The sequence below is a fragment of the Peribacillus sp. S4 genome, assembly GCF_046715815.1.
Lineage (GTDB): Bacteria > Bacillota > Bacilli > Bacillales > DSM-1321 > Peribacillus > Peribacillus frigoritolerans.
On the sequence record NZ_CP175708.1, the window covers coordinates 5181996 to 5206750 of the forward strand.

Annotated in this window: 21 protein-coding genes and 2 riboswitches; of the genes, 7 read left to right on the forward strand and 14 right to left on the reverse strand. The window is 41.3% G+C overall.

Annotation, left to right across the window (positions count from 1 at the left end):
* Positions 1 to 395: 395 nt before the first annotated feature.
* Together ACJ9PY_RS24945 and ACJ9PY_RS24950 are read left to right on the forward strand one after the other, a co-directional pair.
* Positions 396 to 1358, forward strand: a complete 963-nt coding sequence (locus ACJ9PY_RS24945) for a LacI family DNA-binding transcriptional regulator (protein ID WP_063574740.1) — start codon at positions 396 to 398, stop codon at positions 1356 to 1358.
* Positions 1359 to 1615: 257 nt separating this feature from the next.
* Positions 1616 to 1801: riboswitch (Lysine riboswitch) on the forward strand.
* Positions 1802 to 1897: 96 nt separating this feature from the next.
* Entirely contained in the window at positions 1898 to 3349 is a 1452-nt protein-coding gene (locus tag ACJ9PY_RS24950; RefSeq protein ID WP_411739215.1) for an amino acid permease, read from the forward strand.
* 49 nt (positions 3350 to 3398) lie between these two features.
* Here the strand turns inward: ACJ9PY_RS24950 and ACJ9PY_RS24955 are convergent, their stop codons facing one another.
* The 7 genes from ACJ9PY_RS24955 to ACJ9PY_RS24985 form a co-directional block, all read right to left on the reverse strand.
* On the reverse strand, positions 3399 to 5078 hold the full coding sequence (locus ACJ9PY_RS24955; protein ID WP_411739216.1) for a glycoside hydrolase family 13 protein: 1680 nt from the start codon (positions 5076 to 5078) through the stop codon (positions 3399 to 3401).
* An 84-nt stretch (positions 5079 to 5162) separates the two neighbouring features.
* The gene (locus tag ACJ9PY_RS24960) at positions 5163 to 6245 is read right to left on the reverse strand and encodes a Ger(x)C family spore germination protein (protein WP_411739217.1); all 1083 of its coding nucleotides are present in this window, start codon (positions 6243 to 6245) and stop codon (positions 5163 to 5165) included.
* The gene (locus tag ACJ9PY_RS24965; RefSeq protein ID WP_411739218.1) at positions 6242 to 7342 is read right to left on the reverse strand and encodes a GerAB/ArcD/ProY family transporter; all 1101 of its coding nucleotides are present in this window, start codon (positions 7340 to 7342) and stop codon (positions 6242 to 6244) included. Before ACJ9PY_RS24965 ends, ACJ9PY_RS24960 begins: the two co-directional genes overlap by 4 nt.
* A gap of 24 nt (positions 7343 to 7366) precedes the next feature.
* Positions 7367 to 8878: a spore germination protein gene (locus ACJ9PY_RS24970; RefSeq protein ID WP_411739219.1), complete on the reverse strand. Its 1512-nt coding sequence runs from the start codon at positions 8876 to 8878 to the stop codon at positions 7367 to 7369.
* 143 nt (positions 8879 to 9021) lie between these two features.
* A complete protein-coding gene (locus tag ACJ9PY_RS24975; RefSeq protein ID WP_411739220.1) occupies positions 9022 to 9546 on the reverse strand; it encodes a YhcN/YlaJ family sporulation lipoprotein in 525 nt (174 codons plus the stop codon).
* A 54-nt stretch (positions 9547 to 9600) separates the two neighbouring features.
* Positions 9601 to 9921, reverse strand: coding sequence for a quaternary ammonium compound efflux SMR transporter SugE (gene sugE, locus ACJ9PY_RS24980; protein ID WP_063595816.1), 321 nt, complete (start codon positions 9919 to 9921; stop codon positions 9601 to 9603).
* A gap of 48 nt (positions 9922 to 9969) precedes the next feature.
* A riboswitch (guanidine-I (ykkC/yxkD leader) is annotated at positions 9970 to 10068 on the reverse strand.
* A 40-nt stretch (positions 10069 to 10108) separates the two neighbouring features.
* Complete coding sequence (locus tag ACJ9PY_RS24985) at positions 10109 to 10438, reverse strand: DUF948 domain-containing protein (RefSeq protein ID WP_063574734.1); 330 nt, start codon at positions 10436 to 10438, stop codon at positions 10109 to 10111.
* Between the two features lie 118 nt (positions 10439 to 10556).
* On the opposite strand from ACJ9PY_RS24985, the gene ACJ9PY_RS24990 reads away from it, so the two are divergent.
* Together ACJ9PY_RS24990 and ACJ9PY_RS24995 are read left to right on the forward strand one after the other, a co-directional pair.
* A complete protein-coding gene (locus ACJ9PY_RS24990) occupies positions 10557 to 10736 on the forward strand; it encodes a hypothetical protein (protein WP_034310080.1) in 180 nt (59 codons plus the stop codon).
* A 407-nt stretch (positions 10737 to 11143) separates the two neighbouring features.
* Positions 11144 to 11764, forward strand: coding sequence for an RraA family protein (locus tag ACJ9PY_RS24995; RefSeq protein WP_411739221.1), 621 nt, complete (start codon positions 11144 to 11146; stop codon positions 11762 to 11764).
* A 54-nt stretch (positions 11765 to 11818) separates the two neighbouring features.
* On the opposite strand, the gene ACJ9PY_RS25000 is transcribed toward ACJ9PY_RS24995, so the two are convergent.
* The 5 genes from ACJ9PY_RS25000 to ACJ9PY_RS25020 form a co-directional block, all read right to left on the reverse strand.
* Positions 11819 to 13786, reverse strand: coding sequence for an LTA synthase family protein (locus tag ACJ9PY_RS25000; RefSeq protein ID WP_106027052.1), 1968 nt, complete (start codon positions 13784 to 13786; stop codon positions 11819 to 11821).
* A gap of 1070 nt (positions 13787 to 14856) precedes the next feature.
* Entirely contained in the window at positions 14857 to 15801 is a 945-nt protein-coding gene (locus ACJ9PY_RS25005; protein ID WP_411740332.1) for a siderophore ABC transporter substrate-binding protein, read from the reverse strand.
* 210 nt (positions 15802 to 16011) lie between these two features.
* The gene (locus ACJ9PY_RS25010) at positions 16012 to 16770 is read right to left on the reverse strand and encodes an ABC transporter ATP-binding protein (RefSeq protein WP_034310071.1); all 759 of its coding nucleotides are present in this window, start codon (positions 16768 to 16770) and stop codon (positions 16012 to 16014) included.
* Entirely contained in the window at positions 16764 to 17711 is a 948-nt protein-coding gene (locus ACJ9PY_RS25015; protein ID WP_034310068.1) for an iron chelate uptake ABC transporter family permease subunit, read from the reverse strand. The genes ACJ9PY_RS25010 and ACJ9PY_RS25015 overlap by 7 nt, the downstream gene beginning before the upstream one ends.
* Positions 17704 to 18654 (reverse strand): ABC transporter permease, encoded by a 951-nt coding sequence (locus tag ACJ9PY_RS25020; protein WP_053536781.1) that lies wholly within the window; start codon positions 18652 to 18654, stop codon positions 17704 to 17706. The genes ACJ9PY_RS25015 and ACJ9PY_RS25020 overlap by 8 nt, the downstream gene beginning before the upstream one ends.
* Before the next feature lie 265 nt (positions 18655 to 18919).
* Between ACJ9PY_RS25020 and ACJ9PY_RS25025 the strand changes: the two genes are divergently transcribed.
* From ACJ9PY_RS25025 to shc, 3 genes are all read left to right on the forward strand, one after another.
* A complete protein-coding gene (locus tag ACJ9PY_RS25025; protein WP_231892147.1) occupies positions 18920 to 19261 on the forward strand; it encodes a DUF1450 domain-containing protein in 342 nt (113 codons plus the stop codon).
* Between the two features lie 218 nt (positions 19262 to 19479).
* Positions 19480 to 21129 carry a M14 family metallopeptidase gene (locus tag ACJ9PY_RS25030; protein WP_411739222.1) on the forward strand — a complete coding sequence of 550 codons (1650 nt, stop codon included), beginning with the start codon at positions 19480 to 19482 and terminating at the stop codon, positions 21127 to 21129.
* Positions 21130 to 21292: 163 nt separating this feature from the next.
* Positions 21293 to 23188, forward strand: a complete 1896-nt coding sequence (gene shc / locus ACJ9PY_RS25035) for a squalene--hopene cyclase (protein ID WP_411739223.1) — start codon at positions 21293 to 21295, stop codon at positions 23186 to 23188.
* A gap of 226 nt (positions 23189 to 23414) precedes the next feature.
* On the opposite strand, the gene ACJ9PY_RS25040 is transcribed toward shc, so the two are convergent.
* The gene (locus ACJ9PY_RS25040; protein ID WP_187050245.1) at positions 23415 to 23897 is read right to left on the reverse strand and encodes a tetratricopeptide repeat protein; all 483 of its coding nucleotides are present in this window, start codon (positions 23895 to 23897) and stop codon (positions 23415 to 23417) included.
* A gap of 249 nt (positions 23898 to 24146) precedes the next feature.
* Positions 24147 to 24695: a PepSY domain-containing protein gene (locus ACJ9PY_RS25045; RefSeq protein WP_411739224.1), complete on the reverse strand. Its 549-nt coding sequence runs from the start codon at positions 24693 to 24695 to the stop codon at positions 24147 to 24149.
* Positions 24696 to 24755 lie beyond the last annotated feature (60 nt).

A 24755-nucleotide genomic window follows, 5' to 3' on the forward strand; every position in this document is an offset into this window, starting at 1 on the left:
CATTCCGTATGATGAAATTATATTTATATTGTGGAGTTTTACTGGTGAACATAACTAGGGGGAGCTATTTCTGAACGACGTGAAATTCACGAGTAAACGCGGTTTCCACGCATAAAGCCGCGGACTTCTTGACGGGCATTGCCACTCATTTCTCCTGTTTCAAGGAAATGGCCAAGTACGCAAATCCCAATTCGATTCCGCAAAGCAAAAACAGGGTGATTAAAGTTTGGAACATCATGTTTTCCTCCTCCTCTAAGACTTAGACCAATCTTAAAGGATGAAACCAATACCATAACAAGACCCTATTTGCAGAAATCTTCAGCAGTCCCCACTGTTCCCTTGCCCTGAAATGGGTTTCATACTGTACAATATAAAAAAAGAAAAACGGTGATACCATGACAAATATTAAAGAAATAGCTCAATGTGCTGGTGTATCTGTCTCAACAGTGTCTCGTGTATTGAATGATCATCCTTATGTAAGCCCCGATAAAAGAAAGAGCGTCCTAGAAGCGATCAATCGTTTGAATTATACGAGAAACATCAATGCCATCCATCTTTCAAAAGGGAAAACCAACCTTATCGGCGTCATCATCCCCTTCAACAATCACCCATATTACGGGGCAATCGTTAACGGAATCACAAAACAGGCAAATGCAATTGGCTGTCATATCGTCATCTTTCAAACAAATTATGACAGGGAGAAAGAGATCCAGGCTTTTAATATGCTGCAAATGAAGCAGCTCGATGGCATTATCGTTTGTTCAAGGATTTCGGAAATGAAAATCCTCTTGGATTATCAAAAATACGGACCGATTATTTTATGTGAAGATACCGCCCAGGCTGAATTCTCATCCATCAGCATTGATCATTATGCAGCTTTCTCCTGTGCCCTTGAGTACGTGATTGCTAAAGGATATAAGAAAATCGGATACAGCCTCGGCCGTAAAAAGAGCAGAAACAGTTCCCATCGTACAAAGGCCTTTAACGATATCATGAGTAAACATCAACTGATAAACAATAAAGAATGGCTGTTTGAAGGCAGTTATCACATTAAGGACGGTGAACAATTGTTTCAGGAATGGAATTCGATGATGGATAAACCTGAAGCCATCATCATCACGAATGATGACACGGCGGCGGGCTTCATTCTTACCGCTAAGAAATTGGGTATAAGGGTACCGGAAGATGTGGCCATTCTCGGCTTCAATAATGATAGCCTTGGCGAAATGCTCGATATCACGACCATTTCCTTACCGCTGGAATGGATCGGGAAAATGGCAGTAGATCTCTTTGAGAATCCTGAAGAGGTCAAACATGTAAAACTGGACTATGCCCTAATAAAAAGGAAAACCGTTTAGTTATCAGGATGTGCTATATTTTAGTACATCGTCACTTGATTCCTCCTTACTGCCATCATTCATTAACTAGGAAAAAATAACCACATAAAATAATCATTGCGATATCCCAGAAGTTATTTTATAATTTTGATATAGTAAAGTTTACTCAATTACTAGCAATCTATTAGCGATTGCATGAATTTCATGAGTACAGTCGTACGACGTCACCTACAAGCTGACGCCAACGATTTTAGAAAATTGAATACTTCCTCATTTACCGATGAGTTAGAGGCTGCAGCTTATAAAAGTAAAACGGACGAGATTCTGGAAAATTAAAGACTCCGTTTGAAAGGATAAGTTGCCGAAGTTAGGGTATATTCCATGTATATTCTCGCTGGCGGTGTTACCGAATAGGAACACCACTGTCACGTTTTTTCAAAAAAGCGTGGGGAGCTATCTTCGGAAGGATAAACGGGTTTATTATAAACAGCCGTCGATCTTTTTCGACTGCTGTTTTTTTATTTTTCGTTCCCTTCCAATAAAAAGGAGTGTAACATCAATTGTCAAATTCACAATCACCAACAAGCCCTACTGAACTGAAAAGGAGCCTGAAAGCGCGTCATTTAATGATGATTTCATTAGGTGGAACGATTGGAACAGGTTTATTTTTAGCAAGTGGCGGGGCCATTCATTCAGCCGGTCCCGGCGGTGCCTTGGTGGCATACGCGGTCATCGGCATCATGGTTTATTACTTAATGACAAGTCTTGCAGAAATGGCAGCGTTCATGCCAGTGGCCGGTTCGTTCCGTGTCTATGCATCCAAATTCGTCGATCCGTCCTTCGGTTTTGCGATTGGTTGGAACTACTGGTATAACTGGGCAATCACCATTGCCGCCGAATTGGCAGCCGTTGTCTTAATTATGAAGTTCTGGTTCCCTGATAGCCCTTCATTTATCTGGAGTGCCATTGCGTTAATCACTATGTTTCTTATCAATTACATGTCCGTTAAAGGTTTCGGGGAAACAGAATTCTGGTTTGCCATGATCAAGGTCGTGACAGTCGTCATTTTCTTGATTACGGGTGTTCTGATCATTCTCGGAATCATGGGTGGGAATGACCCAATCGGTTTTTCCAATTTCACAATGGGCGAAGGTCCCTTTAACGGAGGGTTCTTCACGATTCTAGGCGTATTCATGGCTGCCGGCTTTTCATTCCAAGGTACGGAATTGCTTGGAGTGACTGCTGGTGAAAGTGAAGATCCAGAAAAAAATATCCCTAAAGCAATCAGATCCGTTTTCTGGCGCATCCTCTTGTTCTATATCCTTGCAATTTTCGTTATTGGAATGATCATTCCTTTTACGGATTCACGTTTATTGAGTCAAGATGTTGCCGTAAGTCCATTCACGCTTGTATTTAAACGGGCCGGCCTTGCATTTGCTGCATCCATCATGAACGCGATCATTTTATCATCCGTACTCTCTGCCGGTAACTCTGGCATGTACGCTTCAACCCGTATGCTATGGGACTTGGCACGTGATGGGAAAGCACCGAAATTCCTAGGCAAGTTGGATAAAAGAGGAGTGCCCGTGAATGCACTTATCGTGACTTCCTTAGTTGGCTGTGTTGCATTCTTAGCTTCATTTTTCGGGGACGGCGTCGTTTATATCTGGTTATTGAATGCTTCAGGCATGGCAGGATTCGTCACCTGGGTAGGGATTGCAATTGCCCATTATCGATTCCGCAAAGCTTATGCAGCTCAAGGCCTTGATATGAATGCTTTACCATTCCGGGCAAAAGGCTTCCCATTCGGACCTATATTCGCGCTTGTCCTTTGTATTATCATTATCATCGGACAAGGCTATCAGGCTTTCAGCAGCGATGGGATCGACTGGAATTCAATGTTCGTTTCCTACATTGGCTTGATTCTATTTTTCGTCCTATGGTTCGGCTATAAAATTAAGCATAAAACGAAAATCATTCCGCTAGAGGAATGTGACCTTAAATCAAAATAATACGCAAAGGACCTGTTCTTCCCTAACCGGAGAAGGACAGGTCCTTTTTTCATTTCAAATGATAAACACGGCATTCATATGGTTGCAGGGGTTTGCTGGAGATTCCTTCTTCCTCCTGACCATAATTGCCGATCAGCTTTATGGCAGAATATGCATGCAGCTCTTCAGGCAAAGTATAAGCGGCCTGCTCTTCTTTAAAGTTGCATAGCACCAATAACTTCTCTTCCTCAAACGATCTCGTGTAGGCAAATATTCGTTCATCATCCGGCAACAGCAGTTCAAAACGGCCATAAACGACGATATCATGTTCCTTGCGCAGTTGGATAAGCTTTTTATAAAAATGAAAAATGGAATTCGGATCATTATAAGCCTTTTCTGCATTAATCTCGGGAAAATTGGGATTAACCTTAATCCAAGGGGTCCCGTTCGTGAATCCTGCGTTCCGGGAGTCATTCCACTGAATCGGTGTCCTCGCATTATCCCGGCTGCGGGCGTGGATGGCTGACATCATCCGCTCTTTTGACCAGCCATGTGAATGGACGAGTTCGTCATATGAATTCAATGTTTCGATATCCCTGTATTCATCGATGCTTTCAAATGCAACATTGGTCATGCCCAGCTCTTCCCCTTGATATATATAAGGTGTACCTTGCAGCATATGAAGACAAGCGGCAAGCATCTTTGCGCTTTCAATACGATACTTTCCATCATTACCAAACCTCGAGACAACCCGGGGCTGATCATGGTTGTTCCAGTATAAACTGTTCCAGCCATCCCTCTCCAAACCAGTCTGCCACTTAGAGAGAATTCGCTTTAAATCGGTTAGCTTCCATTTATCGTTACTCCATTTCCCTTCTGGTCCCTTCCCCAAATCCATATGTTCGAATTGAAAGACCATATGTAGCTCACCACGATCTTTACCTGTGAACAACTGCGCTTCCTCCGGCGTGACGCCTGGCATCTCCCCAACCGTAATCACGTCATGTCCAGAAAGGGCCCGTTGATTGATTTCCTGCAAAAACTCATGTATGCGCGGGCCATTCAGGAAAAAGGGGCTTCCATCACCATACTGCTTTTCATGCTGAATGGCTCCATCTGAATAGCTTTGATCTTTTGAAAGGAAGTTGATGACATCCATCCGGAAGCCATCGACACCCTTATCCAGCCACCAAGTCATGATGCTGTAGATTTCTTCACGGAGCTTAGGATTCTCCCAGTTTAAATCCGGTTGTTTCCTGCTGAATAAATGTAAATAATATTCATCGGTTCTTTCATCATATTCCCATGCTGAACCTTTAAAAATCGACTCCCAATTATTTGGCTCTTTTCCATTCCTGCCAGGTTTCCAAATATAATAATCACGTTTCGGATTATCTTTTGAGGATCGGGATTCCTCGAACCATGGATGTTCATCTGAAGAATGATTGACAACGAGGTCCATCATGATCTTCATTCCACGTTCATGAACGGCCTTCAACAACCTATCGAAATCAGCCATGGTCCCGAATTCAGTCATGATTGCTTTATAATCACTGATATCGTACCCATTGTCATCATTGGGAGATTGATAAACTGGGGATAGCCATATCACGTTCACACCCAGCTCTTGTAAATAATCGAGCTTCATCAAAATCCCGTTTATATCACCAATACCATCGCCATCACTATCCATAAAACTCCTTGGATACACTTGATACACAACTGCCTCTTTCCACCATGCTTTGTCCATGCTTTTCCCCCTTTTTAGCCGCATTGACACAATCCTTACACCAATACCCTATTATAAAGGGGGGAACTCCAGAATATTCTACTTTTATTCAGCTATTCCCGTTTGAATCATTTCAATATCCAGATCGACCTCGATTGGAATATCGGGATATGTCTCCTCCCAATGCTTTTGATCAAAATTTCTTGTTTTACTTTTAGCATGATCACCAAGTGCAAGCGGATCTATATGGTTCTCCTGAAACATGGTTACCATCTCATTTAACTTTTTACCAATGACCCGCTCGGCCCTGGCCTCTATTTTATTCAGGTCAACCTCTTTGCCCAAGTCATAGCCTTGGACCTCTAGCAGACTCGCTTTCATTTTCACTTCAATCCTGACCTTAGGGTCTTGATTGGCATTCGAAATATGATAATGGACACGTGACTCCACGTTATTGATATCGGTAAAGTCATTTTCCTTCCATTGAATTTCATAACTCCCCAGCTTAAAATTTTCACTAAGGACCTTATATAAGAAGCCTTCTTCATAAGGTATATATTTACCAATATAACGATCCTTTTTAAACAAGGCGATTCCCCTTACCCGTATTTGATCTCCTGTAGTTTCCAATAAGGGCAAGACCGGATCGATCCCATTACCATGACACGCATATAAATACCTGTGAAGGTCTACATCAGGCAAATTGGTCCTTATATTCTGTTCGATCAGCTCCTTCACTTGAACCCCTGGAGTTTTAATCAACTTCGGCTCCATTTTAACTACATCCTCCGCTTTGCCATGAACGACCGCTAAATACAAATCCCTTCCCACCATTGGGTCACGCCTATATGTATCGACATAATCATTCAATCCCTTACTTGCCAATTCCTCACCATATAGAGTGACTGTCAGTCTCCCACCGACAATCGGGTATGGTGTTTTTGCATTTTCCTGCTGGCGGGCCGCCTTTATATCATGGGAGTCCGCTTCATATACTTCTTTACCCAGATCTGCTTCCTCTCCAGGCTGGGGAACGCTGACCACGACCGTGCCTTTGATTTTCTTGTCTCCGGCATCATCATAACCTACGACTTCAGCAATTAATATATCTTCTAATATTTGCTTTTCCACGCCGCACGCCGCCATCAAAAAGCTCGCTAATGTTATCAAGAGAAGTTTGATTTTCATGATTTATGCCCCCTGACTTTATAGACGATCGACTGCCATATGAATAAGAGAGGAAGATACAAATAAACGATATAAAAACCAATTTGCGAACTGATCGTGTTAAACTTATCGATCCTATAGCGGTTATCCAAAAAAATGCAGAAAACCAAGATGATGATCAGAATGAGAACCATCATCTTTTTTTGTCTAAATCCGAATACTCTTTTCGCTGTCCTGCTTGCTGCCCAAACCCCTAGGCAAACATTCGGCAGCACCATGAACAGCCAAACGGAAATCCCTATGTATTCGAACCTTTCAATGAATGGAAGGTCTACAATTTTCCATAACGTCAAAGTTGCCCAGATTACATCTTTCAGCTGATCTTGATGATAGTAGGCTAATGAAACAAGTATGGATACTACATATATCACCATAGTGAACAACGCCCCTAAGTGGGCCCACTTTTGAGATTTCTCACGATTTTTAATGAAAGGATAATAAATGAGGATTAATTCAAAACCAAGGTAATTCAGGGTCATTTTCTTACAGGCCTTCATGATTTCCAAAAAGGAATGGTCAAGCAAAGGACCCAAATTTTCAAAGTGGGCGTACTTCAAAGGGAAATAATTCAAGAGGAATAATGGCGATGCGATTATAAGGCCGATTATGCAAAAACCGGTAATGCCCCTGAAACCTCCCTCCACAAAGTTATACACGAGAATAAGAATGATGGTTATCAGCATCAGGACATTGACACCAGGGAACATCCAAACCTGAATGACTTCTAAATAAGTCCTGATAAGAATGATGGAAATCATGATAAAGTAGAAGATGAATAAAATATTGAAAGCATTCCCCACCCATTTACCAAACAAATCCTTGTGGATGGCAACCAAATCAAGAGTTTGGGGGCCCCTGCCCAAAAGCTTGAAACACATCCAAAGCAGAACATTTATGATCAACCCTGATATCAGGACCGCTATCCATGCGTCTTGGCCAGCCTCTTTCGCTATGATCCGTTCAAACCCCAATATCCCTACTCCAATCTGCATGCCAGGCATGAGGAAAAAAACAAAAAATGGAGATATTTGTTTTGTTTCATTTGGGTTGACTTCCATACCTTCTCACCGCTTTCTACTTCCTTATTCATCGATATCATTACGGGTGTTTCGTTTTTCCGCCTCTTTCCTTATCCTTAGTGGATTTTCCGTCCGCAGAAACTGCGGGCGTTTTTTCTGCTTTGAAAAAGGGAGGCGGATCAGACTATCTTTAAAGTCATGAATTCTTAACGGGTACAGCGGGTCTAAATAAGGACTGCCAAGCGAAGTCAATTTCAATAAATGACTTAAAATGAATGCACTGCATAAAGCTATTCCAAACAGCCCGTATAACTGGGCAGCAATTAGAAAGGGAAAGCGGATAAGGCGAATCGTATTGCTGATTTGGTAAATCGGCACCGTAAATGAAGCCAAGGCAGCCAAAGCGACAAGCATCAACAAGACATTACTGACAAATCCCGCTTCCACAGCGGCTGTACCGATGACTATACCGCCAACAATACCGATGGTGGAGCCAACCTTAGCAGGCAGCCTGACCGCCGCTTCCCTCAGCAATTCGATCGTCCCTTCCAGCACAATCGCTTCCAAGATCGGCGGAAAGGGGATCACTCCCCTGGATGATATTAAGATTGGCAGCAAATCCGTTGGGATCACTTGATAATGATAGGTTAAAACGGCCACATACAAAGGTGATGACAAAACGGAAAACAGAACGGCGAAAAGCCGAATCAAACGGAATGAAGTACCGAGATTCCAAATTTGAAAATAATCTTCAAATGACGAGAAGAATGAAATGATGGTATTGGGACCAACCAATGCATGAGGAGATCCATCCAGCATGATCCCTATTTTCCCTTCCGATAATACACTGGCCAGATGATCAGGCCGCTCCGTATCAATCAATTGCGGGAACATCGAATTCCGATTATCCGTGATCATCTGGCTTACGAACGAAATATCGACGATTGTATCATATTCTATATCTTCTATTCTCTGTATGACCGTCTTGATGTTCTGTTGATTTACCACCCCATCTATGTAGAGTACCGCTATCCTTGTTTGCGAAATGCTCCCCACCCTATATTCCTTGGACTGCAATTCAGGAGTGGGCAACCTGTTACGGATCAGATTCAAATTCGAATCAAGCGATTCAACAAACGCCTCCTTGGATCCAACGACCGTATACTCTGACTCAGGTGTGGAAATTTGCCTTTTCACACTGTGAACACACGGAATGAGCAAACACATTTCATCATCTTGCTTGTATTGAATCATGATCGATCCTGCCAAAACCAATTTTTGAATGTCTTTTAAATCTGCCGTCAATTTCATATCTTCCATCGGAATATCGCCTTTTAGTTGCTTAAGGACCTTCTTTGGCTGATTCGACATGACCGCCAATACTTGTTCATGGAGCTGTTGTACACTGACCAGTGAATTGAAGTAGGAGATGATATAGCCATCATCATTCGGGAATTGGAAGGTAAGGAAGTCATCAGATGCTTTAAACTTTTTAAGGAGTTCCTGAAAATCCTTGGAAGTAACCTGAAAGGATCCTGAATCCATTTCCCTCTTGCCCTTAAATAGCCTCACCATCCCACCCCCCATACAAAGTTTTTCGTTCATTCGATTATTGTAACCACCCTATTTAAAGTTAGTCATGTTCCACAGATATCTTAAAAATAGGAAAAGACCTATCCGGGATCCACCGGATAAGTCTCCACTCCTTAATTTCCCAATTATCTTGAACTTGGAAAGATCCGTGTTACAAGTTCACGGAACTCTTCAGCAAATCCTTCAACAGGTTTTCCATTCTCGATATCATTCGCATACCTATCCATTCTTTGAACAAAATCCGGATTTGCCGACACATAAACTTGGTCTACAGATGGATCCGCTCCCCTTACTGCATCAGCAACCCTTTCTTTAAGGTCATTCGAGATATCCTTATCTCCGCCGTCTTTTAATACTGCGCCTACATAGGCATTATTTTCAGTCACGATGACCTTTGCGTTACTTACTTCCTTCAAAGCTTCGACTCGATTTGAGATATCCTCGGAGACCCTCATACCGTTTACGCCATTATCATTATTGTCATTATTGACATTTTGCCTTGTGTCGCTTACATTCATCGGATTATCCAAATTATCCTGATGAGTACGATTCAGGCCAAGATTTTCACTGGCGTCTTCTTTATCATTCGTTGCACAACCTGTAATCACTAAAGCCATCATTGCACTTGATACTATCGCTTTATAGTTCATATTCTTCACTCCTCAAATATCATTTAACATTACTATTTGCGAGGAGTGGGCAGATTATTCAGAAGAGGTGACCTTCAAGCCGATAATTCCAACCAAAATAAAACCGACGAATACCAATCGCATCGCATCCTTAGGCTCGTTAAAAACGATGATGCCTACCAGAACAGCCCCAAGAGCCCCTATTCCCGTCCAGATTGCATACGCTGTTCCCATTGGCAGAGTTTTTATCGCCGATGACAAAAAATAAAAACTAATAACCATGCCAGCAATCGTTATGATAGAAGGTAATAATTTCGTAAAACCCTCGGTATACTTTAGACTTGTCGCCCATACCACTTCAAATAATCCTGCAATCACCAATTGAATCCAAGCCATCTTTTTCCCCTCCAATTACAGAAAAAGCCCGGGAGGTCATCTTTCATAACCTCCCGGGCTTTTTTCCCTCCGTGTACGCAGATTCCTGCGCGTTTCTCTTGGACCATTCCGGTAACATTCAACCGAGGAACCCTAGAAACATAGTATTTCCATACTATATCATGTACATTTCAGATCGGTCAAACACTTATGCATCGCTTCTGTTTCTAAGCTTCCACTTGTCACCTTTTATTGAAAACCAAATATTCTTAAAGGGTTCAGGTATTTCTTTAGCCGCCTCAACCGTATATTGGACAGCCTCTTTTTTATATTCAACATCTTCAGTGATTTCCTGCTGTGTCATGGCGAGTTGGTCCGTTTCCGATTTAATCTGGTCCGTTTTGGCCTGGATGCGTGTAACGGTTTGAGTCACATTTTCAATTGTCGGTTTGGAATCCTTAAATGTTTTAAAAGCAAAAAACGCTAAATAAATAATCGATCCGATAAAGAGGGCAAGACTAATATATACAATGATCACCTAGATTCCTCCTTTTATTTTACCTTTACTATACCCGTAATAATTGAGCAGAAAACGAATCCCCATGTATTTTCTTTTATGCCTGGTCATATTATTGAAAGTAAAAGGAGGAATGAAAATGAATCAAATGCCTCTTCTTAAAGCCTGTTTTAAAGCTGGAATCCACTTCATTAGACATATGACCATACAGCAGGCTGCCACGATTGCAGGAATCATTTTTTTAATCATTCATCCAGAAGTTTTCAGCCCCCTTTGGCTTACATTGGCAACATCTGTCTTGATTCTGCTCCTGCTTTGAAGATTGCCAGTATCCCCTGCACACTGGCTGTGTTATGGATTTCTTCGCTGACACCCCCATCCAGATCAGAAAAAAACCGAGGATATGCACCAGCATTCTACCCTTGCTTCAGAAGAATGTTCTCATGTACGGATCAAACTGCCATGGAAGCCCGACCATTAATATTGCTAGGACTGTTCCTATCCAGGATTTCAATCTCTTCATAGCTATGATCTATAAAGTTTAATCAATCGATTGATTAAAACGGAATTTGCCTTTAACCCCCTTGTGACAGCTGAGCTTCCCTCCCCCTTCAGATGTTAATTACACTACACTTACCATTTTATCAAGCTGAAAACTATTAGAAAATTACGAAATTTGTGTATAATTAGGCTATATTCATTTACTCTTAAGGAGGAATCATAGTCATGGATAATCTTATTCAACAGTTCAGGAATTTGCCCACCACGGCGATTTCAGATGCAATGGAAGGGTTAAGCAATCTTGATTCGGCAATAAAACCCTTAAAGGAAGAATTTCGTTTGGCCGGACGAGCTTTGACCGTACAGATTCCCGTCGGTGATAATTCTGCTGTGTTAAAAGCGATCGGTGAAGCCAAGCCTGGGGATATAATTGTCGTTGACAGCAAGGGTGATACATACCGGGCAATAGCAGGAGACTTTGTTGTCGGCATGATGCAGACCATGGAAATAGGCGGCCTCGTAGTCGATGGGGTCATTCGCGACCTTGAAGCCATTAAAGAATTGAATTTCCCTGTATTCAGCAAAGGGGCGACGGTTGCCTCAAGCGGCAAGGCAGGGGTAGGCGAAACCAATGTGCCCATATCATGTGGAGGTGTCACCGTATATCCAGGGGACATCATCATAGGGGACATAGATGGAGTAGTGGTCGTGCCCAAAGATAAGGGTGAAGAAATCCTGGTCAAAGCCAAGGATAAAATCACGAAAGACGATCAGCGTGCTGAAAAATATGCAGGGAAGCCTGATGAAATCAGAAAGTATATTGCCATGATGACCAATAAAGGATGACGCATAAAAAAACAGGCAGGAAGCGATGGCTTCCTGCCTGTTCTTTCATTAGCCTTATTTATCGGACTTTTCTTCCTTAGAACCTTCTTCATCATATGTGTAATCATAATCAGCTGGATCAATCGGTTTAAAGCCGTTTGGAGTATAGAAACGAAGTAAGTCGCCGTTCACTACTTGGTCGGATAAATTGAGCATCGTTTCAGCTCTCGTTTTATAATTGAGGATGGCATCATTTTCCTCGACCAATTCTCCCGTTTTAGTATCGTAGTATTTCCCTTTAATGGAAGTGACATCCGGTGTTACAAAATCACCATTCCTGAAAGGTACCACTTCATTATGATCTTTTGACAATAAATCTGAACCGAATTGTACATAATCCTTAGATTCAATTCCTAACAGATGCAATAAAGTCGGGAGAAGGTCAATCTGTCCACCGTATTGGTGCATTTCCCCGCCTTCAACACCTGGAACATGAATCAATAATGGTACACGTTGCAATTGGGCATTCTCAAATGCGCCAACATCCTTGCCAAGCACTTTTGACATGGCTTCTTTATGGTTTTCGGAAATACCATAATGATCACCATACATAACGATTACCGAGTTATCATATAGACCGGATTCCTTCAGATAATCGAAAAACTCTTTAAGCGCCTCATCGGCATAGCGTGCAGTTTGGAAGTAACTATCAACGGAAGCATCGCCTGTCGTATGCTTACCGATTGTTGCTTTTTCCTGGTCCATCGCATATGGGAAATGATGGGATACCGTTATGAATTTTGTATAGAAAGGCTGTTTAAGCGTTTCTAACATTGGAATCGATTCCTTAAAGAACGGCTTATCCATTAATCCATAACTTAGTACTTCCTCTTTATTTTCCATATTATAATGGTTTGCATCGAAGAACTGATTAAAACCTAGAGACTTATACATATTATCCCGGTTCCAGAAAGATTTGTAATTACCATGGAACACAGCGGATGTGTATCCTTGTTCTCCTAAAATAGCTGGTGCTGCTTGATACGTATTTTGGGAACGGTTTGTGAATGCTGCCCCCTGTGGTAAGCCGAACAGGGAATTTTCAAGCATGAATTCGGCATCCGCCGTTTTCCCTTGGCCTACTTGATGGAAGAAATTATCAAAGTGCATGAAATCTGATTTATCATGTGCAAGTGAGTTCAAAAATGGAGTTACTTCTTCCCCATTCAACTTATAATCGATAAGGAAATTCTGCATCGATTCCAAATGCAGGTAGATGACATTCTTGCCTTTGGCTGCACCAAAATACTTAGGATTCGGCTCAGCGCTTGTTGCCTTCGTATAGTTGACGACTTCGGCGATATCCGTGCTGTTTGCAGTCGCACGCTGGGCGTATGTTTTAGTATTCTGAACGGCATCATAAACCGTATAGTTGAACATGCCCAAGTATTTGACGATATAGTTCCGGTCGAATGTTCTTGATAACAATTGCGGGCGATCCTTTTCAGCAAGTCCCAAATTGATGGCGAAAATCGCCAGTCCAGCCAGGTAAACCATTCCAACTGTACGGCGTTTGACTTTGAAGTCTTCCGCTTTAAAGTCTTTGAATCTGTACAACACGATCAAAAGTATCGTATCAAGGAAATAAAATACATCATGGCCTTTAAATAATTCTAAAATACTCGGTCCCAAATCCCCGGCATTTTGCACTTGCGTCAAGGTTGGCAATGTAATGAAATCGGTAAATGACCGGTAATATACAATATTGAAGAATAACCATAAGGACATCAATAGGTTCAACCTGATGATCCATTTAAACGATTTTTTGCCTCTAGCCAATAGTGCCAAGCCAAAGAACAAAATGGCTGAACTGATCGGATTTATGAACAGTAAGAACTGTTGCAGGCCATTTTCAAGACCTAAGTTAAATTCAATTCGATATCCAATATAAGTTTTTATCCAAAACAAGACTACCGCAATAAAGAAAAAGCCTAGTATGTTATCTGCAAATAAATGCCGGCTTTTTTTAAGAAAATTATTCATGCTTTCACCTCTATTAATCTAGTGGTTTATTTATATAAATTTTTACAAACTTACAAAAGACGGAAAATCGGAAACCTTATAATAGCATTCTTTCACTTGGATAGTCAAGATTGTGAAAACCACCTTTTGTCACATCCATAACTCTTATCCAGAACACTTCTTTAGCTTATGAACAAGCCTTTGAAAAAATAACAGAGTTTCGCCCGTCTCGAATGTTCAGCGCACCTATAACAAATATATAGGAACTACACGTCTTAATCCAATAAATATTACCGTAATTTTTTGGTGTGACTGCGGATGGCAGTCACTAAATATTTTAACGTCCTTCAGGCTTTTACCATTATAAACGACTCTTTATAAAAAAACCAGCACATTACAAAATATGTAAAGATATAAACCTTCAATTATTGAAAGCTATGCTTATATCCAAGGATTTTTTTCCCGATAATTCGACAGTTTAAAATGGACTGCCGGATACAGGGATGCTTTTCTCATCCGCACTTTTGATACCCCGTGCCTGTAAAAGTTTAACCTTTTAATTATAAGCGTCCAGCCACCCTTAAATCCCATAAAATAACAAATGGATTGCACGAAGTATCGACATCATTCCCCTCCGGCTTTTTTCAAATAATTTTTCCTGAAAAATATTAATCCACCGAATTCTCCCCGATAATTTGAAGTGGAGATCATATTATTTTTATCATCCATAATAGATGCAATTTGCCAAATTTAACATAAATTTCGATTTCAAATCCCTCCTTGTACCGGAAAGGATGCAAAAAGACAATATAATAGGAAGAAACTGAATTTTTCATTTTGGCTGAAGGGTCAAATTTCTTACGATTGCAGCCCATATAAGCCATAGCAGCGGCAACAGGCGGAATATAGACCTTGTCCTTTCCCATTCCCCCTTAATTGGGTTGTGGGCGCCTTATTATAAGCTTACCTGTGTTTTGCAGGAATTCTTTTCTTCCCCTTTGTTAGTATATTTGTTTCATCCAGCTTTATTATAAAAAATAAAAAATCCTGCCCCTCGATCGAGGACAGGATTATCTTAAATCATATTTACATTACTTAATGCCTTCTGAAACTTCTTTAACCATAGCGTCAACAGATTCTAAACCGCCGCCTGATAAGTACCAGTAGTTAGGGTCTAGATAAATGATGTTACCTTCTTTAAATGCCTTTGTATTTTTTACAATGTCATTTTCAATCGTTTCTTTTGCTGCAGCTCCATCACCGGCAACCGCATCCCTGTCTACAACGAATAGGTAGTCAGGATTCTTTTCAGCAATATATTCGAAAGAAATACTTTGACCATGTGTCGATACTTCCAATTTATCATCCACTGCAGGTACTCCGAATACATCATGGATGATTCCAAATCTTGAATCCGGTCCGTAAGCACTTACTTTTCCGCCGCTGGCAAGAACGATTAAACCAGTTTTGTCAGTTGGAGCTTTTTCTTTCAAAGCGTTAATGTTTTCTTCAACACTTGCCAATTCTTTAGCTGCTTCGTCTTCTTTATCGAAGATTTTACCTAAAAGTGTTACGTTCTCTTCAAATGATTCCATATACTTTGTTGTATCCACACCCACAAAAACAGTAGGGGCAATTTTGCTTAATTCTTTATATGCTTCAGATTGACGGCCAGAAATAAGGATTAAATCAGGAGCGATTTCGTTGATTTTTTCGAAGTCAGGTTCTTTTAATCCGCCGGCATTTTCAGTTGTACCTTTATATTTAGAAAGGTATTTTGGAAGGCCATCATGAGGAACAGCTGCCACTTCCACATTCAATTTATCAAGAGTATCAAGAGCACCCATATCGAATACAACTACTTTTTCAGGGTTTGTTTTTACTTTCGTTTCGCCTAGTTGATGCTTAACTGTAATTTCTTCGCTTTTAGCACTTTCTTTTTTCGCGCTTGATTCTTCTTTTTCCTTATCTGGTCCACAAGCAGCAGCCACTACAGCCAGCATTGCAACCAAAAGCAGCAAGGATAATTTCTTAATCATTATGGTCACCTCAAAAAATTTTTTATTTAAAATTACATATTGAATCCTCACCATCACATAGTTCACCTTCAACACTTTCCCTGCCAGATGAACAGGAGGCGGCTAAGGTCTTGGGCGCCCGCCAACTCTTAGCTGCCTAAGAAGCGTACGAGGTGATTTCTGGACGGCTACGAATACTGAAGTAATTTAAAACCGAATGGAATTGTCTTACGTGAAGTACACACAGATCTTATTGTCATTGATACTTTGGATTTCAATATCCATATCATAAATTTCCTTTAATACATTGGAATTGATGACTTGTTCGGTAGGTCCATTATGAACAACCTTGCCATCCTTCAATGCGACGATATAGTCGGAATAACAGGATGCAAAATTAATGTCATGAATGACGATGATGACCGTTTTCCCCAATTCATCGGCCAATCTCCTCAATACCTTCATGATTTGGACGGAATGCTTCATATCAAGATTGTTCAGCGGTTCATCAAGAAGCACATACTCCGTGTTTTGAGCAATGACCATGGCAATGAAGGCCCGCTGTTGCTGCCCGCCGCTAAGCTGGTCAAGAAACTTATCCTGCATGTCAGCAAGTTCCATATATTCAATCGCTTCATCGACGTATTTCCAATCCTCTTTCGTCAGCTTTCCTTGTGAATAAGGAAAACGGCCAAAGGCGACGAGTTCACGAATCGTTAAACGGATATTGATGTGGTTAGCCTGCTTTAAGATGGCAATCTTTTTCGCAAGTTCATTGCTATTGAATTTCCCCATATCCTTACCCTCGATAAGGACCTCTCCTGAATCCCGGGTAATGAGACGGCTGATCATCGAAAGGACGGTACTTTTACCCGCTCCATTGGGACCGATGAAGGATGTGATTTTCCCTTTCATTATTTCAATGGAAACATCCTCGACAACCGTTTTATTATTATATTTTTTGAATAAATTTTTCACTTCTACCATGATTTATTCTCCTTTAATAGAAGATAGATGAAATAGACACCGCCGACAAAGTTGATGATGACACTTAAGGTCGTGGAAAACGTAAAGATCCTCTCTACAATGAATTGGCCGCCGACCAAGGCAATCACACTGATCAGCATTGCACCCGGGAGGATATGTTTATGCTGATAGGACTTAATGAATTGATAAGCCACATTTGCAACAAGCAATCCGAGGAACGTGATTGGACCGATCAAGGCAGTCGAAATGGAAATTAAAACCGTAACGACGATTAAAACCCGCTTCGTGACAAAATCATAATCCACACCCAAGTTTATGGCTTGGTCCCTCCCTAGGGACATGACATCTAAATACTTCAAAAATCTCATGAAATATATCATTGCCGCAATCATGAGGACAATAGCTAAGGTTAACAGGTCCGTGTTGACATTATTGAAGCTGGCGAACATTTTATTTTGAATGATTTGGAATTCATTCGGGTCAATCAATACCTGCATGAATGAAGACATGCTGCCGAATAAGGTTCCGAAGATGATACCGATCAGCAATAGGAAGTAAATATTGCGGTTTTTCTTGAACATGAACTTGAACAGCAGGCTTGCAAAAATGAGCATGGCCGCAAGTGTAATCAGGAAATTGAGATTTTTATTCATGATCATGATATGCGTTGAACCGAAGATGAAAATCACTCCCGTTTGAATCAGCATATACATGGAGTCCAACCCTAAAATGCTTGGCGTCAGGATTTTATTATTCGTGACCGTCTGGAAAATCACTGTTGAAAAAGCAATTGCACAACCCACCACGATGATGGCGACGATTTTTATGACCCTTCTCGGCAGTGCATAATCCCAATTCGGGCCAAGGTCCCAAAAGATATAACCTGCCGTTAAAGCAGCTGCAAGAACAGCCAATACAATGATCCTACTTTTATTATTCATATGCCTTTCTCCTCAGTATCAGATAGATAAATACGGCGCTTCCTATCACACCAACCACGAGTCCGATCGGGATTTCAAATGGATATATAAGGATCCTGCCCAGTATATCGCAGATCAATAGGAAGACTGCCCCTAGCAATGCTGTATGAGAAAGACTCTTTTTCAAATTGTCACCAAGGTAAAGGGATACAATATTTGGTACGATCAATCCTATGAAAGGAATCGTTCCCACCGTTAACAAAACGACAGTGGAGGATAATGCCACGATGATCAATCCAAAATTGACTATAAACTTATAATTGAGTCCTAGATTGATAGCAAACTCCTCTCCCATCCCTGCCACAGTGAATTTATTGGCAAAGAAGTATGCGAGAATGACTAGCGGGATACTCAGATATATAAGTTCGTACCTTCCCGACATGATCATCGAGAAATCACCATTCATCCATGTGTTGAGGCTTTGAATCAAATCATATTTATAGGCAAAGAAAGTCGAGATCGATCCTACGATATTACCAAACATCAAACCAACCAATGGAATGAAGATCGTATCCTTATATTTCACTTGATCAAGAATTTTCATGAACAAGAATGTACCTGCCAAAGCGAATATGAAAGCAAATGCCATTTTCTCAATAAGTGCTGCCGATGGAAAAATGATAATGGCAAGAAGAAGTCCCAGCCTTGCAGAGTCCATGGTACCGGCAGTCGTCGGGGACACAAATTTATTGCGGCTCAATTGCTGCATGATCAGACCGCTTATACTCATCACAATACCGGCAATGACTATGGTCACCATTCTAGGGAAACGGCTTTGCAGCATGATTTGCACTTTATCATCACTTAGATTCAATAAATCCAGGGGGGTAATATCTTTTACACCAATGAATAATGACGTAAATGATAAAACAATTAACGCCATGACTAAATATCTTATCTTCATCTACATTTCCTACTCTTCCTATCTCACTTTAATACAGCGATAATATTTTTAATTAAATATATTTGAATAAAGACTATCATTAAGTCACCTATTGAAATGGGACTCATTAAGTTGCAATAGTTACAAAGATCTTCCATTCGTGATAATGAGATTCATTATCATCCATTCTTATTCTATCATTTCTTGGACATGTGTCAATATATACAAGGGAATTACTTGATATCCTCACGATAGTCCAATTGTAATGAATTCGGATGAACCAACCATGCATTTCATTTCAGGAAGTGATAAAATCAAAATAACAAATATTTACTCTTATAATGAAAGAAGCGATATGATGAAAAACTTGTTATCCAAAGTGTTCTCAAAAAAGGCGAAAATCCAGATTGAATTTTGCCAAAATAATCTTGACCGCTTCCTTAATGAACAAACAATTGCCGATTATGGTAAGTTCTTAGAGAATCCAAGGATTCAATATAAGGAATATGAATGTTTGAGTGAGTGTAAACTTTGTAAGAAAACCCCCTATGCGAAAGTGAACGGCCAGATAATGAGTGGCGAAGATTCACAGGATCTTTTAAATAAGTTATATGATGAATTGAAATGATACGGGTTAAGCAAATAGCTTAATCTGTATCATTATGACTTTCCACCTGTAATTATATAGAATACAGGTGATGAACATCTATTAAAAGGATTGCGAATTTTACCATGGAATCATTAATCTAGTCGTTACTTCCTGTTTTTCACTATTTCATACGTTTTCACTGTATAAATAGTTTAATATATGATAATTTATGGAAAAAGATAGACAGGAGGACGTCCATGAAAAAAATCATTCCTACTATTGTATCAGTCGTAACACTAGGTCTCGTCACTGGATTGCCTGGCCCCTTAGCCGAAGCCGAAGAATTCACCCCTTATTATGGAAATGGTCCAAGCTACATTCAACCAGATAACCTCTCCCACCTTTTCCCTGACCCTAATGTTTCTTTCAAGACCCCTGCCTTTAAACAAAACAAGATTGCCTTTACGAGCCAGGAAGAAATGTTTGATCATATCAAGTCCCTCGCCCATAAAAACAAAAACATCCAGGTCAAGACGATAGGTAAATCCACAGAAGGACGCGACATCCCGATGCTTCTTTTCAGCAAGGATTCAAAAAGACCGATTAAGGGTTCCCATAAACCATTGATTTGGATTCAAGGTCAGATCCATGGCAATGAACCCGCATCGGGTGAATCAACATTAGTCCTTGCACAATGGCTGGCTGAAGGCAAGCTTGGTGATGTCCTCGATAAAGTCAATGTTGCCATCGTTCCACGGGTCAATCCCGATGGCTCTTATTATTTCAAACGATTTACCGCAAATGACATGGATGCGAATAGGGACTACTTAAAAGTGGAATATCCTGAAGTACAGACGATTCATCAATCAATCGATGATTATGAACCGGAAGTCATTCTGGATGTACATGAATATACAGTGAACCCCGCCCCCCTGAAAAAGGTGGGAGCAAATGGATCGATCGCTTCCTATGATTTACTCATCTCCTCAGCCAAGAATTTAAATATTCCCGAACAGCTTCGAAAAGCTTCCGATCAACTGCTTTTACCCAATGTTTTTAAAACATTGGAAAAAGAAAAGCTTTCCTATCACGATTACTATACACTGGCCACTTCTGATGATGGGGTCCTTACCGCCACAGAAGGAAGCACCGAAGCCCGAATTGGCCGAAACGCCCTCGGTTTGAAAAATACAATGACCTATTTAATCGAAACAAGGGGAATCAATATCGGCCGTACCGATTTTAATCGACGTGTTTTTGCACAAGCTACAGCACAGGCAGCCTTCATCAAAACGACAGCCGAACAGGCAAGTAAAGTTAAAAAGGCCGTTAAACAGGCAGAAACTGAAATCGTGCAAAAAGGGCGAAGAGCAAATGATAACGATAAAATCGTCATCACCAGCGAAAATAAATTGGTTAAGGATCAAAAATTGACGGTAGTTGATTTAGCGAAAGCGAAAATGGTCGATGCCTCCATCGATTGGCTGGATTCAACCGATGCCTACCCTACCCTTGTCAGAGATCGTCCGACAGCCTATATCCTTCCGCCCGAATATAAAAATATCGCCAAGAAACTTCAGCTATTGGGAGTAGAAGTGAAAAGATTAAAAAAACCCATGAAGGTAGCTGTTGAAAGCTATAGGGTCAATGATTTAATAGTTTCCGCTGAACTGGAAAGCGGACATTCCACAAGGGAAGTCACGACCAACGTCACTTCAAAAACTCGGGATTTCCCAAAAGGAAGCTATGTTTTAGACATGGCTCAGCCTGATGCCAACTTCATCTCCCTTGCCCTCGAACCTGAAGGCATAGACAGCTACGTGACATTTAATTTCATCCCGGCTGCCAAAGGAAAAGAACTGCCGATTTACCGCTATATGCGATCATCTTCCTTACCAGTTAAATGATGCATAGGATCCAAATGACGCTTTGGCTTTCATTGCCAAAGCGTTTTTAGTTCCCCCCTCCTTTATTCTTGTGGGACGATGCGCCTGACCTGATTTCTTGAATGCAACGACAAGTTTTGAATATACATATAAACGGAAATGTGTTTTTAGAGGAGGAAAATCATTGAACCAACATGTACAATCGGAAATCAATCGCCTTGTTCATCGCTTGAAACAAGACCAATCCGCTGATGGTTCGTGGAATTATCCCTTTGACACCGGGATAACAGCAGATGCCTATATGATCATATTATTGAAAATTCTAGATATGGAAGATACTCCTCTTATAGAGGCTTTAGTAAAAAGAATCGAAAGCAAGCAAACGGAAAACGGGTCATGGAAACTATTCCAAGATGAGAAGGACGGCAATGTTACGGTTACGATCGAGGCTTACTATGGCCTTCTTTTTAGCGGACTCCGCAATAAGAATCAACCACATATGAGGAAAGCCAAACAATTCATTCTTTCCAAGGGCGGCATCAAACAGGCCAAAATGTTAACGAAAATGATGCTTACTGTCACCGGACAATATCAATGGCCGCGCCTATTCCCCATTCCACTCGAAGTGGTCTTACTGCCTCCGACCTTTTTCGTCAGCATTTATGACCTTTCCGTATATGGGCGGGTCAATATGATTCCCTTGCTATTGCTGGGCCATAAAAAGTTTCAGATCACGACCCCGGACACTCCAAGTTTAAAAGATTTGTTCCAAACAAGGGAGGACAGTTCCGAAGAGCAAGTGTGGGAAGAATACCGTACCGAAGAATATCGTTCCTTCTTCTCCAAACTTCAAACAGGCGTCAAAACCTTGATTGGTTATCCGGATTATTTGCATTCCTTGGCCTTGGATTCAACGAAAAGGTTCATGCTTGATAGGCTGGAACCAGACGGGACACTGTACAATTATTTCGGCTCTACCTTTTTCATGATCTTTGCCCTCCTTTCAATTGGATATTCGAAAAGAGATCCAGTGATTCTAAAGGCCATTGCCGGTCTGAAGGGGATGGCCTGCTCCATTGAGGGACACACACATATCCAGTTCACGACGCCCCATGTTTGGAATACCTCCTTAATAAGCTACGCCCTTCAAGAAGCGGGAATGCCTTTCAAAGACAAAACGGTCAAGGCAGCCAATCAGTACTTACTGTCACGCCAGCATTATATGTATGGAGATTGGCTGATCCATAATCCTGATGCAATTCCTGGCGGCTGGGGGTTCTCGGATTTGAATACCATGAATCCGGATGTCGATGATACGACCGCCTCATTGCGGGCGCTGGCTAAGCAATTGCAAGCGAAACCGGATAATCGGGACAGCTGGCAGCGCGGTGTCGCCTTCACGATTTCCATGCAAAATGATGATGGTGGATTTCCAGCCTTCGAACGGAATAACGACCATAAATGGCTGCAGCTTCTTCCCATAGAGGGTTCGAAATATCTCCTGACTGACCCTTCCACCGCTGATCTGACAGGAAGGACGCTGGAATTCCTGGGGAACTATACAAATATGAAAAAGCCGGAAGAAGTCAGTAAAAGAGCGGTGGATTGGCTATTGGAAGACCAGAAGCGTGATGGCTCCTGGTACGGGCGCTGGGGCATCTGCTATCTATATGGCACATGGTCTGCACTGACCGGCATGAAGGCAGCAGGGCAAGCCACTGGACATCCATCCATCCAAAAAGCCTTAACTTGGTTGAAGAAAATTCAAAATGAAGATGGCGGCTGGGGTGAATCTTGTTACAGTGATATCAAGCAACGATATATCCCCCTCGGAACAAGCACACTGACACATACAGCCTGGGCTGTGGATGCGTTGATATCGGCATCAGAAAAGCCGACAGCCGAGATTGAAAAAGGCATTGCCTACCTCATCCGTGCAGGTCAACAAGAAAGCTGGACCAATGATTATCCTGCAGGTCAGGGAATGGCGGATTTTTTGTATATCCATTATCATAGCTATCGCTATATTTATCCCCTTTTAGCCTTAAGTCATTACAATAAAAAATTCCTGGAGACTTAATCGCCAGTGTTTTTTCATATTAAAGGTGAATATGTGGATTACCTGTGGAAAAGTAGTGAATAACACCGGAAAGTTATCCACAATCCGAGGTTATCCACATTCATTTATCCGTAAAAGTGGCAAAAGCAAGAATTTCCCCATCAAATTTGTTGATTCATTCATTTCGGCTATGTAAAAATGACTGGTTTTATACAGGTTTGTGGATAGTTTGGGGATGACCACGATTTTATGTGAAAACTTTATCCAGTTTATCACTATAAAATTCTATCGCCTTAGCATAAGATTGTATTTCTTGATCCCTCGAGGTTTCGGCAATGATCTTCAAAAGAGATTCCATCGCAAGATCATGTTGGCCCAAATTATAAAATGCCATGGCCCTGAATACCAATAAAGCCTTATCCCCAGGAAACTTCGCCAGTCCGGATTCCAATGTCCGTCTTGATTTTTCATATTCCCCTATGGTGCGATATGTGCTCCCCAACCCGAGGTAGGCCCCTTTTGCATCCTCCTCCGGCAAACCTAATTCGAGTGCCGCTTCATAATAGGGCACCGCCTTTACCTCAAGTCCGAGAATATCCAAACTCCAGGCACACTGATACTGTATGACTGCATCACCGGGATTTTGCTTTGCCATATCCATCAATATACGATTGGATTTTTCGAATTCCTTCTTTTCCCTTAAGAACAGGGCCCTCTCCAAATTTCCCATTGTCATTCCTCCATTGTATATGATTCCTTAATGCCCCTATTCGCGATTCTTCTTCTCAATTCCTTCTTATATGTATAAACAGCCCATCTCCCAACAATGCTGCAGCCAGGAACTAATATGTTGTTAAGGATTTGGAAGCTTCACTTCCCCGACTGTCTTGGCAAATAAAAAAAGGATCTGCCTCCCGGCAAATCCTTTCATACATTTCAATCTCCATATATCATGGATTACTGTCGACATGACATATGATTAATCATCCAATTGGTTTTTCAATACTTTTCCCGTGGTGGCATCCACGACTATATCATATTCCTTTAGTCCTTGTTTTATTTCCAGCTCGTACACAAGGGTGCCATTCTCTGAATCCAGCTCCATATCCGTTACTTGACCATCCACCGCTTTCAAGGCAATCTTTTCAGCTTGATCACTGCTGACTTTTGCAGTTTCCACGGCTTGTTGAGTGCTCATATCCTCATCGTCACCGTCTTCCATCTCCTGAGAAAGAATCTCTCCTTTTTCAGCATCAACGTCAACGTCTTGATAGCCTTCTTTCGTTTTTACGGTCATTTCATAGGTCATCGGCTGGTCCCAATCCTTTTCAAATTGAGTAACTTCCCCGCCTAGTTTTTCTGAAATCATTTTGATAGCCTCATCCTCGGAAAGGTTCCCCTTATTGACTGCATATACCGCCGTTCCAGCAGCACCACCGAAAAGCAATACGGACGCTATGGACACTGTCATGATTACCTTTTTCCTTTGAATGATACCTTCTTTAATCGTACTCCACTGTTTTTTCATGAATGATTCCTCCTTTAAGTTGTTACCTTTATAATAAGCACCCTTCATGAAATGAACATG